Source organism: Brevundimonas sp. GW821-FHT10E09 (assembly GCF_058809375.1).
The window spans coordinates 1-11905 of sequence record NZ_JBXASO010000004.1; the positions used below are offsets into that span (position 1 = coordinate 1).

The window sequence follows — 11905 nt, forward strand, 5'->3', positions numbered from 1 at the left end:
ATCGGTGCCCGACCGTCTTCCTGTCCGCCATCGCCCTCGCCGCTACAGTGCTATTCTGGCTATGAGTCCTGAGCCTACAGCAGATTGAGGCATCTCGTCGAAAGTTCGACCCTTGAAGTCGCGGCCAGCCGTCTTTTTGTTTCGCCCGCCCCATTGTTTAAAGAAGAAGGCAGTCTCGCTCTCGGCGCACATGCCGTAGATTTCGTCTACCCATTCCTCGTCCATAGGTCTTGAACGCGGGCCGGATTCACCACCCACAATCGCCCAATCGATGCCAGCTAAGTCAGCGCTGGCTACCGAACCAATCAGCGGCTCGAACGACACAAAGCGGACCGCCGCTGGTGTTTCTCGCAAATCATCGAGCCTACCAACAACGGCGTCGTCCTCGACACTGGTTCCCAACCAGACGTGTGGCAGCGGTTGAGGTGCAACTTCGGCGACCACATCGCGCATGCGCTCCGGTCGTTTCGTCAGAATCTGGAAGGTGTGCTGCGGTGCCGCCGCCATGGCATCCCACACCCGGCCGATGAAATCGGTCGGGACGTCGGGGTGGAAGAGGTCCGACATCGAGTTCACGAAAATCTTTCGGGGCTTCCTCCAGCGCGCCGGTATCACGAGCGAGGCCTCATCAAGCGTAATACGGCCTGACCAGATGTAGCGACCTCCGCTTTTTCGGGTTAGGCCCGCGTACTTCTCAACCCCCATCGCTTCGAGACGTGCTGCCATCCGCATAGCGTAGCAGTTCGTACAGCCGGGCGTTATGATGGCGCAGCCGGCAACCGGATTCCAAGTCGCGTCCGTCCACTCGATCGATGTGTCAGCCATGCGTTTGCTCCTTCGGTGATTGTCGGGCGCTTTGGTTAATCAGACCCTACCCAGCGGGCGACGCAGCACATGCTAATCCAAGTATGGCCTACAACTTAGGCATGAAGCCGACTTCCTTGCGGACGCAATGAGCGTCTTGCGGTGCTGCCAAGCTCTTCGCCCCCCCCTTCCCTCCCGCCCCCAAAGATGATCGAACATCCCGCCACACACCACGGCCGGGGGCGGATACATCGATGAACTGGCGTCAGCGCGTCGAACCCTTCACCCGCCCCGTCTTCTTCGCCTGGTCGCGGTTGTCGCGGGGCAAGACGCTGGGCGTGCGGGCCGTGGCGGTGGATGCGGACGGGCGGGTGGCGATGGTCCGGCACACCTATCTGGCGGGCTGGTGGCTGCCGGGCGGCGGGGTGGACCGGGGCGAGACCACCCATGAGGCCGTGGTGCGCGAACTGCGCGAGGAGACCGGGCTGATCGCGCGGGCGGCGCCGCGCCTGGTCTCGCTGCACGCCAACGAGCGGTTCTTTCCCGGCGATCATGTCGCCGTCTTCGTCATCGACGCCTTCGACCAGGGCGAACGCACCAGCCACGGCGAGATCGCCGAGGTCGGCTGGTTCGCGCCCGACGCCCTGCCCGCCGACGTCAACCGGGGCTGTCGCGCGCGGCTGGCCGAATGGTTCGACGGCGTACAAATCGATACAAATTGGTGAGGCGGACCGGACGGCGCACGGCGTTATTCTGAGGGTCACGAAAGGACGTATCATGCCCGTCTCCCGCCGCGCCGCCCTGCTGGGCCTGACCCTCTCAACCCTGGCCGGCCCGGCCCTGGCGCAGCGCCGCCTGGGGCGCCGACGCGACCAGGCCGGCGGCAGCGCGGCGGCCCCCGTCCACACCTGGGCCTTCGGCCCCGACCCGCTCCAGGCCTATGACGTCTATGCGGACCGCGGCTCCGGACCGATCCTGATGTTCGTCCACGGCGGCGGCTGGTCGCGCGGCGAGCGGGCGATGGTCAGCGAACTGCCCGCCTACGCCCGACGGCACGGCCTGACCCTGGCCTCGACCAGCTATCGTCTGGTTCCCGCCGTCAGCGCCCGCGAGTCCGCCATGGACGTCGCCGCCGCCGTCGCCGACCTGAAACGCCGCCTGCCCGGCCGCCCGATCTATCTGCTGGGCCACTCGGCCGGCGCCCATCTGGCCGCCCTGGTCGGGATCGACCCCGACTATCTGGGTGCGGTCGGGCTGAAGCCGTCTGATCTGGCGGGGGTCATCCTGCTGGACGGGGCGGGCTATGACGCCACCGCCCCGCGCGGCGACGACCGGATCGATCAGTGGCTGGGCCAGACCTATGACCAGGCTTTCGGCGACCAGGCGGCCGCCCTGTCGCCGACATTGCGCGTCCGCCCCGGCGTCGCCTATCCGCCCTTCCTGATCTTCCACGTCGCGCGGCGTCAGGATTCGGCGGCTCAGAGCCGCGACCTGGCCCAGGCCCTGACCCACGCCGGCGGCCGGGCCGAGGTCGTCGCCGCCCCCGACGACAGCCACATGACCATCAACCGCGGCTTTGGCGTCGCCGGCGATCCCGAGGGCGAACGCGCCGCCCGCTTCATCTCGGGCTAACAAACGGCCAGGGCCGTGCTAGCCAAGGCGCATGAACCCCTCGCTCATCGCCATCCTCGTCGTCGTCCTGGCCGGGGGCGCCACCGCCCTGCAGGCGCCGACCAACGCCAGGCTGGCCTCGGCCGTCGCCTCGCCGGTCAACGCCGCCTTCATCTCCTTCGCCGTCGGCACGACGGTGCTGGGGGTCGTCGCCGCCCTGATGCAGACCCGGCCCGACATGGCCGCCGCCCGCGCCCTGCCCTGGTACGCCTGGCTGGGCGGAGTCTACGGCGCCTGTTTCGTGGTCGCCGCCGCCTGGGGCGTGCCGCGCCTCGGGGTGGCCATGACCATCACCCTGATGGTCGGCGGCCAGCTGCTGCTCAGCCTGATCCTCGACCATTTCGGCGCCCTGGGCGTGCCGCGCCAGCCGCTGAACCTGGGCCGGATCGCCGGCGTGGGCCTGGTTCTGGCCGGCGTCCTTCTGGTTCGGCGGTCTTGAGCCTATATCCCCCCGGATGACCGAGGAGACGCTCGATTCCAACCTGAAGGCCGCCGCCCTGATCGCCGACGAGGCGCGCCGGGCCCCCGACAAGCCGGGCGTCTATCGCATGTATGGCGAGGACGGGTCCTGCCTCTATGTCGGCAAGGCCAAGTCGCTGAAGAAGCGCATCGTCCAGTACGCCCAGGGCCGGTTCCACACCCAGCGCATCGGCCTGATGGTGGCCCAGACCCGATCGATGGAACTGGTCGTCACGGCGTCCGAGACCGAGGCCCTGCTGCTGGAATCCAACTTCATCAAGAAGCTGAAGCCCCGCTTCAACGTCCTGCTGCGTGACGACAAGTCCTTCGCCGAGCTGATGATCCGCAGCGACCACCGCGCCCCCCAGGTGAAGAAGCATCGCGGCGCCCACACCACGCCGGGCCACTATTTCGGCCCCTTCGCCTCGACCTGGGCGGTCAACCGGACCCTGAACACCCTGCAGAAGGCCTTCCTGCTGCGCTCCTGTTCCGACAGCGTCTACGAGACCCGAACCCGCCCGTGCATGCTGCACCAGATCAAGCGCTGCTCGGCCCCCTGCACCGGCCTGATCAGCCTGGAGGACTACGGCGAACTGGTCACCGAGGCCGAACAGTTCCTGCGCGGCAAGTCCCGCGCCGTCATCGGTCGCCTGTCGCAGGAGATGCAGGCCGCCTCCGACGCCATGGACTTCGAACAGGCCGCCCGCGTCCGCGACCGCATCCGCGCCCTGTCCGCCATCTCGATGGAGAACTCCGTCAGCGCCGACAGCGTGGCCGAGGGCGACGTCTTCGCCCTGCACTCCGACGGCGGCCAGGCCTGTGTCCAGGTCTTCTTCTATCGCGCCGGTCAGAACTGGGGCGGCCGCGCCTATTTCCCGCGTGTGGACAAGACCGACACCGATCCGGAGATCCTGGCCGCCTTCCTGGGCCAGTTCTACGAGGACAAGCCGATCCCGCGCCTGATCCTGTCCAACGTCCGCCCGCACGAGCTGGAGCTGCTGGAAGAGGCCTTCTCGATGAAGGCCGACCGCAGGATCGAGATCGCCCGCCCCATGCGCGGCGAGAAACTGGCCCTGGTCGACCACGCCCTGACCAACGCCCGCGAAGCCCTGGGCCGCCGCCTGGCCGAAAGTTCGGCGCAAGGGAAAATCCTGGACGAGGTCTGTGAGGCCTTCGGTCTGGAAACCCGGCCCGAACGGATCGAGATCTACGACAACGCCCATATCCAGGGCACGAACGCGGTCGGCGGCATGGTCGTCGCCGGCCCCGACGGCTTCCAGAAGTCGCAGTATCGCAAGTTCAACATCCGGGGCGAGGATCTGACCCCCGGCGACGACTACGGCATGATGCGCGAGGTGATGCGCCGCCGCTTCGCCCGCCTGGTCAAGGACGAGGAGGAGGGCGAGGACGCCGTCCGCCCTGACCTGCTGCTGATCGACGGCGGCGCGGGCCAGCTGGCCGAGGTGCTGGCCGTCATGGCCGACCTGGGACTGGACGACATCGCCGTGGTCGGCGTCGCCAAGGGGCCGGATCGCGATGCGGGGATGGAGAAGTTCTTCATGCCCGGCAAGCCGCCCTTCATGCTGCCGCTGAAGTCGCCGGCCCTCTATTACCTGCAACGGCTGCGCGACGAGGCCCACCGCTTCGCCAACGGCGCCCACGCCAAGCGCCGCTCGATGGACATCAAGAAGAATCCGCTGGACGAGATCGAAGGCGTCGGCCCCGGCCGCAAGAAGGCCCTGCTCCACGCCTTCGGCTCCGCCAAGGGCGTCGGCCGCGCCTCAGTGGCGGACCTGCTGAAGATCGACGGAATCAACCAGGCCCTGGCCGAACGCATCCACGCCTTCTTCAGGAAAAGCTGAAGTTCGGCCTCGGCCTTGCGGCCTCGTGGCCGTTGAGTCCGGATTGAAGCGAGGCTACAGGCGAGTCATGAGCGACATCGACGACGAACTCACCGCCGGATACCGCAGGTTCCGCACCGATCATTGGCCCGCCGCCCGCGCCGGGTACGAAGCCCTGGCCGAGCTGGGCCAGAAGCCGCACACCCTGATCGTCGCCTGTTCCGACAGCCGCGCCGATCCGGCCCTGATCTTCGACGCGGCGCCCGGCCAGTTGTTCGTGGTGCGCAACGTCGCCAATCTGGTCCCGCCCTACGAGCCTGACGGCCTGCTGCACGGGGTGTCGGCGGCGCTGGAGTTCGGGGTCAAGGTGCTGAACGTGCGCCGCATCGTCGTCATGGGCCACGCCCACTGCGGCGGGGTCGACGCCATGTTGAACGGGGCGCCCGACATCTGCGCCGACTTCGTCGCCCCCTGGGTGGCCCAGGGCTCGGCCGTCGTCCGCCGCGTCGCCGAGGAAGTGTCCGAAGATCAGGTCGAAGGCGCAGCCGAAGAGGCCGTCGTCCGCCTGTCGATCGAGAACCTGCGCACCTTCCCCTGGATCGCCGAGCGCGAGGCGGCCGGCGAACTGACCCTGACCGGCCTGCATTTCGGCATCGCCGACGGCGTCCTGCGCGCCCTGACGAACAAGCCGCGGTTCGAACCGTTGGCGTGACTTGCGCGAAGTAGTGGAAAACACTACTATTGAACCATGGAACGGACGATCACCGCGACTGAGGCCAATCGCGAGTTCTCGCGCATCTTTCGCGAGGTGGCGTCTGGCGAGTCCTACGTCGTCACCGCGCACGGCAAGCCGCTGGTGCGGATTACGCCTGCAACCGCCGGCGAGCCGACAGACGATGAACGCGTCGCTCGGCTGCACGCCCTTGTGGACGATTTGGCCGCCCTGCCCGCCCGCGCGCCCGGACGCATCACACGTGAAGACGGTTACGCTTGAAACTGGCGCTCGACACCAACGTCCTGGGTTACGCCGCCGGCATCGGTGATGACGAACCCAAGCGTCAGCGCGCGTTAGGGGTGCTGAAGACGCTCGCCAAGCAAAACCTCGTCATCCCGACCCAGGTTGCCGGCGAGTTCTACAACATCCTGACACGCAAGGGCGGACACCCGCCGAAGGTCGCCAGGAAGATCGTGCTGGACTGGAGCGCTGGCATTGGGCTGACCGCCGCCTCGGCCACGACCATGGACGCCGCGCTGGAGGCCGCGGCCTTCTTCAATCTACAGATCTGGGACGCCTTGATCCTGACCGTCGCCGCCGAAGCGGGCTGCGGCCTTCTGCTTTCCGAAGACATGCAGGACGGCTTCGTCTATCGAGGCGTGACCATCGCCAATCCGTTCGCGGAGACGCTTCATCCCCTGCTCGCGTCCCTGCTGGAAATCCTGCCATGACCACCTATCCGCACCGCGCCAATCCGATCCCGAATATCCTGACCGGCATCCGCCTGTTCGCCGGTGTGGTGATGTTCGCCATGATGGCCGGCGCCGCGCCGGGGGCGCTGGACGCCTGGCTGTCGCCGGACACCCAGGCCAAGTTCGGGATCTGGGCCTTCTGGATCTTCGTCATCGCCGCCTCGACCGACTGGGTCGACGGCTTCCTGGCGCGCCGCTGGAACTCGACCACGCGGTGGGGCGCCATCCTGGATCCGATCGCGGACAAGGTGTTGATCACGGGGGCTATCCTGGGCGTGCTCGCCTCCGGCTCCCTGCCGGGCATCGCCCTGCCCTGCGGCCTGATCCTGTTCCGTGAGTTCGCGGTCTCGGCCCTGCGCGAGACCATGGCCGGGCGGATCGAACTGCCCGTCACCCTGGCCGCCAAGTGGAAGACCACCGTGCAGATGGTCGCCCTGGCCGCGCTGCAGCTGACCCTGTTGTGGAACGCCTTCGGCCTGCAGGAGCCGGACGGTTCGCCCCTGTCGTGGCAGCCGGCGTTCGAATCCTTCGCCGTCTTCCTGATCTGGTTCGCCGCCGTCATCACCCTGTGGACCGGCTGGCAGTATTTCCGCGAAGCCAAGCGCCAGATGCGGGATCTCTAGGGCCTGAGCGTCAGACCCGCCGGCGTCGCCTCGAAAGCGGACAGCCGACCCAGATAGCTCATGCCCAGCAGCGAATAGGTCAGGCCTTCCTCGACCACCAGGGCCTCGACCTTATCGACCCGAACCCCGGCGACCGAGATCGTCTTCAGTTCGACCGGCGCGGCCCGCACCACGCCCGAGGCGGTCTGGACCTTGCCGGTGAAGGCTTCCGGCGCTGGATCGACACCCAGCCGACGTGCATCGGCGCGCGTCAGGGCCACCACGCTGGCGCCCGTATCCACCAGAACCTGGACCGCACGGCCATCGATCCTGGCCTGGGCCCAGTAGTGACCGTCCGGCCCCTTGACCACCTGGGTCGGGGTTCCGGACGCGGAAGCCGCGACAGCGACATCGGCGGACGCCGCCATGGCTGTCTCTCCGCCGTCCAGATGACGGATCGTGAAAGCTGTCGCGAACGAGGCCATGAGGGCGACGCTCAGCACGGCGGCGGACTGAAGGTCGATGCGGATCATGCACCCTGCCTATCCGACCCAGGTTGGAATGCGGTGAACCGACTTGGCTGACGAAAGCTTAAGCCCCGAGCCGTCCTAGCCCAGCTTGGCCGGGTCCACCCGAGACCGCCGGGACGGCAGATCCGCCATCACCGCCGCCCTTTCCGCGTCGCTGAGCGCGCGCCAGCCGGCGATCTCGCCCAAGGTCCGGAAACACCCCAGACACAGGCCGCTTTCGCCATCGACGGCGCATACCATGACACAGGGCGTGGCGATCGATTTCGGCGGCCCGGCCGGGCGCGGGACCCTGCTCAATGTGACACCATCAAGAAATATACTCCGCTTGCTGATCGATAAATTTGCAATTTCCGCAAAACTGCCTATCTTGGGCTCTGACGCGAAACGACTGATGGTGAGATTCCATAGGTACGACGCGTCTCTTTTCATCGTTCTGCGAAAGGAGACGCCAAAATGAACGATAAGGAGCGTAACCTCCAACACGCCATGATGTCCTTCGCCCTGTGGGGCGGGATGCTGGTCAACAGTCGGCACATGCCGTCGAACTCGGGACGGGCGGTCAGCCATCCGTCCAACTTCGTACCCTATACGCCCAAGAAACCCTGACGGCCTCGAAAGCCCGACGTGCAGCAGCCCCGGTCCGCGCCGGGGCTTTTGCAATTCCGGGCTTGCGTAACGCGGCGTCGGCGTCCGATGACGGAGGCGGAACGAGGAGACGACCGATGGGCCTGATCGCCGAAACCAGACAGGGCGCGATCCTGATCTGGACGCTGGACCGCGAGACCCGGCTGAACGCCCTGCCCGACCTGACCGACGGCGACGAATTCGCCGACGCCTGCGCCCGCGCCAACGCCGACATGACGGTCAAATGCGTGGTCCTGACGGGCGCCGGGCGCGCCTTCTCGGCCGGCGGCGACCTGACCGCTATGCGAGACCGGCGCGACCTGTTCGAAGGCTCAGGCGCCGAGATCCGCGCCCGCTATCGCCGCGTCGTCCATCGGATCGTCCGCAGCCTCTATGATCTGGAGATCCCGCTGGTCTCGGCCGTCAACGGTCCGGCCATGGGCCTGGGCTGCGGCATCGCCGCCACCGCCGACATCCGCATCGCCTCGGACCGGGCCAGCTTCGGCGTGCCCTTCCTGAAGCTGGGCATCATTCCCGGCGACGGCGGGGCCTGGCGGCTGCCGCGCGACGTCGGCTACGCCCGCGCCGCTGAAATGCTGTTCACCGGCCGCAGCATCGACGCCGAGACGGCCGAGCGCTGGGGCCTGGTCAATCGGGTCGTGCCGCACGACCGGCTGATGGACGAAGCCCTGATCACCGCCGGCCAGATCGCGGCCCAGCCGCCCCAGGCCCTGCGCATGGCCAAGACCCTGATGCGTCAGGGCCGCGACCAGACCTTCGAACAGATCCTGGAGCTGTCGGCCGCCATGCAGGCCCTGGCCCACATGACCGAGGACCATCTGGAAGGCGTGAACGCGGTGCTGGAGAAGCGGCCGGGAGACTTCACCGGCCGCTGACCCGCCGGCTTACGACTGGCCGGCCGAACGCATGGCCTGGTTGGGCCCCACTCCGGCGCTGGCCGGGCGGGCGACGCCCGCCTTCTGGCCCGGCTTTATGAACTTCACCAGCACCCGCTGCCCGATCAGGAAGGGGGTGTTGTCGGCCGAAACCACCACTTCGACCACCCGTTCGTCGGTCCTGGCCGAGGGATCCTCGGACTGCAGCTGACGGGCGCCGAAGACTGCGGCGCGGCGCAGGACCCGCCCGACCGAAATCTTGGTCGGATCCCCCTCGGGCGTCAGTTCGACCTCCTGACCGACCGTGACATTGGGCAGGTCCGCCTCGACGATCTCGGCCCGCACGATGCGGTCGGTGTCCGGCTCAAGGTCGAACATGGCGGTGACGTTCAGGGTCGAGGCGCCGGCGCCGGGCTGGGCGTAGCGGCGGGCGATCCGACCGTCCATAGGCGCGCGGATCACCGTCAGTTCCTGATTATAGCGGGCCTCGTCCAGACGCGACTGGGCCGTCTGGATCGCGGCCTCCTGCGACGCGAGACGCGCTTCGGCCTGGGCGATCTGATCGCGGGCCTGATCCAGACGCTGGGCGGCGACGAAATTGGTCGAGGCCAGCCGCGACAGCCGGTTGTACTCGCGCCGGGCGGCGGTCAATTCGACGCGCGTCAGCCCCAGCTGCGCGCGGCTCTCCGACACAGCCGCAGCCGCGCTCTGCGCCGCCAGACGGGTCTCGTCGTCCTCCTGTCGCGCCAGGATCTGGCCGGTGACGACCCGGTCGCCCTCGTTGACGAAGACTTCACGCACCACGCCGCCGCGACGCGCGGCGACCTTGATCACCCCGCCCTCGACGTCGGCCTTGCCGTTGGCGATGGCGGCGTAGGGGCTGTCGATCTTCTGGGCGGATTCTTTCTCGACCTGGGCCTTCTTGGCCGCCCCGGCCTTGCTGAAGGCCATGAAGCCGACGACCAGGACGATGATCAGGACCAGGCCGATCCAGAGCCATTTGTTTTTGAGGAAGGCGGGCATGACGGTTCAGTCCGTTGGAAAAGGGTCTTAGTGGGACGCCAGCTGGGCGTCGGGATCAGGAGTGCGGCGCTGATCGTCCAGGATCCGGCCGTCCTCGATGTGAATGACCCGGTCGGCCCAGGCTTCCAGGCGCGGGTCGTGGGTCACGCAGATCACGGCTGCGCCGTGTTCGGTTGCGGCCCGGCGCAGCAGGCGGATGACCACCTGGCCGTTTTCGCCGTCGAGCGCCGAAGTCGGTTCGTCGGCGAACAGGATCTGCGGGTCCTTGGCCAGGGCGCGGGCGATCGCGACGCGTTGCTTCTCGCCGCCGGACAGGGCGTTGGGCCTCTGGTGCAGACGATGACCCAGGCCCACTTCTTCCAGCGCCGTGGTGGCGCGCTTCTTCGCGTCCGCCGACGACAGCCCCTGGTACTTCAGCACCGTCATGACCTGCTGCAGGGCGGTCAGGGACGGGAACAGGTTGAACCCCTGGAAGATGAAGCCGCAGTGGTCCAGGCGGAACTTGTCGATCCGACCCGAGCCGTAGGTCCACAGGTCGTCGACGTCCAGTATGTCCACCCGCCCCTCCTCGGGCTTCAGCAGGCCCGAGAGGTTGGCGATCAGGGTGGACTTGCCGGAACCGGAGGGGCCCATGACCATGGTCAGGTCGCCGTGCCGCGCATCGAAATCGACGCCCTTCAGGACTTCGACCCAGCTGCGGCCCGTCTTGAACCGTTTGACCAGGCCCTTGGCTTCGATGGCGAAGTCGCCGTGTTTGCCGTGCACTTTCGTATGAGTGTTCATCGCAGCAGGTCCGCCGGCTGGCTGTTCTTGAGGACGCCCAGCGACAACAGACCGGACAGCAGGGCGATGACGATCAGCATCAGCGACACCATCATCACCATCATGGGCGGGAAGGACATGGTCAGGCCCGAACCGGCCGCCAGCAGGCTGACCCCCCAGGTCAGGATGAAGGCCGCCAGCACCCCGGCGATCCCGACCCAGAAGCTGAGCTCCAGCACGATCCAGCGCAGCGACCCCATGGCGACGCCCAGGGCGCGCAGCGAGGCGAACTCCTTGATATTGGCCATGATGGCGCCGCGCAGCGTCTGCCAGGTGATCGCCACCCCGATCAGCACGCCCAGGAACAGCGAAAAGCCCAGCATGATGGCGATGAAGCTCTCCTTCATCATCGCCCCTTCATTGGCCTTGGCCAGATCCTGACGCGTCCAGGCCTTGAACTGACCGTTCGAGATAGAGTTCAGCTGGGCGACCACGATGGGCGCGCGCGCCGGATCCTTGATCTGCACCATCAGCGGTCCGACCCGTTCGCCGGTGTTGGCCTCGCCCAGCATCCGCAGGGTGTCGCGCGACATGACGACCGTCGCCTGCATCATGTTGGGATAGCCCTGGGTCACAGCCGCGACCCGGACCGTCTTGCCGTTGTAGCTGGCCTGATCCCCCAGTTTGACGCCCAATCGCCCCAAAGCCGTCTGGTCCACCGCCACCGCATAGGGCTGACGCAGAGCCTCGACCAGGTCGTCGGAATAGTCGACCGGCACCGTCACCGCGCCAGGCACGGCGTCGATGGTGGTGACGTTGACGAACTCCATCTTCTTGGCGCCGGGCGCGGCCGGGTCGCCGCCGGGCTCCTTATCCTTGACGATGTTCTGCCAACGACCGCCGGAACCGTCCAGATCGGCCACGGCCAGGACTTCCGGATGCTGATAGACCACCGGCATGATTCGCCGCGGCACGCCTGAGGGGCCGCCGTTGAACAGGGCGGTCGCGCCCGGGCTCAGAATCATGATGTCGGCGCGGGCCCGATCGATCTGGGCCGTGAAGGCCTTGCCGATGCCCATGAACATGCCGACCTGGGCCAGGACGAGCAATCCCGAGAAGGCGAGCGCCACGACGGCCGCCATGTAGCGACGCCACTCGTAGAGCAAGGTTGATAGCGCAAGCGACATGGTTGTCGATAAATCCCCGATACGTCCGTCTATCTGAGC

16 protein-coding genes are annotated in these 11905 nt (G+C 67.3%); 10 read left to right on the forward strand and 6 right to left on the reverse strand.

Translation table 11 applies throughout. The features are described from left to right. Nucleotides 1-42 precede the first annotated feature (42 nt). On the reverse strand, nucleotides 43-825 hold the full coding sequence (locus AC1RSI_RS04655) for a DUF5131 family protein (RefSeq protein WP_291754888.1): 783 nt from the start codon (nucleotides 823-825) through the stop codon (nucleotides 43-45). A gap of 233 nt (nucleotides 826-1058) precedes the next feature. On the opposite strand from AC1RSI_RS04655, the gene AC1RSI_RS04660 reads away from it, so the two are divergent. The 8 genes from AC1RSI_RS04660 (at nucleotide 1059) to pgsA (ending at nucleotide 6865) form a co-directional block, all read left to right on the forward strand. Beyond that, nucleotides 1059-1529, forward strand: a complete 471-nt coding sequence (locus tag AC1RSI_RS04660; protein ID WP_447941585.1) for an NUDIX domain-containing protein — start codon at nucleotides 1059-1061, stop codon at nucleotides 1527-1529. 52 nt (nucleotides 1530-1581) lie between these two features. Further along, nucleotides 1582-2436 carry an alpha/beta hydrolase gene (locus AC1RSI_RS04665; RefSeq protein ID WP_154726588.1) on the forward strand — a complete coding sequence of 285 codons (855 nt, stop codon included), beginning with the start codon at nucleotides 1582-1584 and terminating at the stop codon, nucleotides 2434-2436. A 31-nt stretch (nucleotides 2437-2467) separates the two neighbouring features. Then, nucleotides 2468-2914, forward strand: coding sequence for a DMT family transporter (locus AC1RSI_RS04670; protein ID WP_035309590.1), 447 nt, complete (start codon nucleotides 2468-2470; stop codon nucleotides 2912-2914). Between the two features lie 16 nt (nucleotides 2915-2930). Further along, nucleotides 2931-4796, forward strand: coding sequence for an excinuclease ABC subunit UvrC (uvrC, locus tag AC1RSI_RS04675; RefSeq protein WP_154726589.1), 1866 nt, complete (start codon nucleotides 2931-2933; stop codon nucleotides 4794-4796). Between the two features lie 67 nt (nucleotides 4797-4863). Further along, on the forward strand, nucleotides 4864-5487 hold the full coding sequence (locus AC1RSI_RS04680; RefSeq protein WP_035309586.1) for a carbonic anhydrase: 624 nt from the start codon (nucleotides 4864-4866) through the stop codon (nucleotides 5485-5487). A 36-nt stretch (nucleotides 5488-5523) separates the two neighbouring features. Further along, the gene (locus AC1RSI_RS04685; protein ID WP_035309584.1) at nucleotides 5524-5769 is read left to right on the forward strand and encodes a type II toxin-antitoxin system Phd/YefM family antitoxin; all 246 of its coding nucleotides are present in this window, start codon (nucleotides 5524-5526) and stop codon (nucleotides 5767-5769) included. After that, nucleotides 5766-6221: a PIN domain-containing protein gene (locus tag AC1RSI_RS04690; RefSeq protein ID WP_154726590.1), complete on the forward strand. Its 456-nt coding sequence runs from the start codon at nucleotides 5766-5768 to the stop codon at nucleotides 6219-6221. Before AC1RSI_RS04685 ends, AC1RSI_RS04690 begins: the two co-directional genes overlap by 4 nt. Next, nucleotides 6218-6865 (forward strand): CDP-diacylglycerol--glycerol-3-phosphate 3-phosphatidyltransferase, encoded by a 648-nt coding sequence (gene pgsA, locus AC1RSI_RS04695; protein WP_008262640.1) that lies wholly within the window; start codon nucleotides 6218-6220, stop codon nucleotides 6863-6865. The genes AC1RSI_RS04690 and pgsA overlap by 4 nt, the downstream gene beginning before the upstream one ends. On the opposite strand, the gene AC1RSI_RS04700 is transcribed toward pgsA, so the two are convergent. Beyond that, a complete protein-coding gene (locus tag AC1RSI_RS04700) occupies nucleotides 6862-7377 on the reverse strand; it encodes a retropepsin-like aspartic protease family protein (RefSeq protein WP_008262498.1) in 516 nt (171 codons plus the stop codon). The genes pgsA and AC1RSI_RS04700 overlap by 4 nt on opposite strands. A 75-nt stretch (nucleotides 7378-7452) precedes the next feature. Beyond that, the gene (locus AC1RSI_RS04705; RefSeq protein WP_008262298.1) at nucleotides 7453-7614 is read right to left on the reverse strand and encodes a DUF1289 domain-containing protein; all 162 of its coding nucleotides are present in this window, start codon (nucleotides 7612-7614) and stop codon (nucleotides 7453-7455) included. Nucleotides 7615-7827: 213 nt separating this feature from the next. On the opposite strand from AC1RSI_RS04705, the gene AC1RSI_RS04710 reads away from it, so the two are divergent. Beyond that, a complete protein-coding gene (locus AC1RSI_RS04710; protein ID WP_164952605.1) occupies nucleotides 7828-7980 on the forward strand; it encodes a hypothetical protein in 153 nt (50 codons plus the stop codon). A gap of 116 nt (nucleotides 7981-8096) precedes the next feature. After that, nucleotides 8097-8894, forward strand: a complete 798-nt coding sequence (locus AC1RSI_RS04715; RefSeq protein ID WP_008263585.1) for a crotonase/enoyl-CoA hydratase family protein — start codon at nucleotides 8097-8099, stop codon at nucleotides 8892-8894. A 9-nt stretch (nucleotides 8895-8903) separates the two neighbouring features. Here AC1RSI_RS04715 and AC1RSI_RS04720 read toward each other — a convergent pair whose 3' ends face one another. From AC1RSI_RS04720 to AC1RSI_RS04730, 3 genes are read right to left on the reverse strand one after another with little or no spacing between them, the layout of a single operon-like run. Continuing rightward, complete coding sequence (locus tag AC1RSI_RS04720) at nucleotides 8904-9917, reverse strand: HlyD family secretion protein (protein WP_154726591.1); 1014 nt, start codon at nucleotides 9915-9917, stop codon at nucleotides 8904-8906. A 27-nt stretch (nucleotides 9918-9944) separates the two neighbouring features. Continuing rightward, a complete protein-coding gene (locus AC1RSI_RS04725) occupies nucleotides 9945-10700 on the reverse strand; it encodes an ABC transporter ATP-binding protein (RefSeq protein ID WP_035309575.1) in 756 nt (251 codons plus the stop codon). After that, nucleotides 10697-11866, reverse strand: a complete 1170-nt coding sequence (locus AC1RSI_RS04730; RefSeq protein ID WP_154726592.1) for an ABC transporter permease — start codon at nucleotides 11864-11866, stop codon at nucleotides 10697-10699. The genes AC1RSI_RS04725 and AC1RSI_RS04730 overlap by 4 nt, the downstream gene beginning before the upstream one ends. Between the last annotated feature and the right edge of the window lie 39 nt (nucleotides 11867-11905).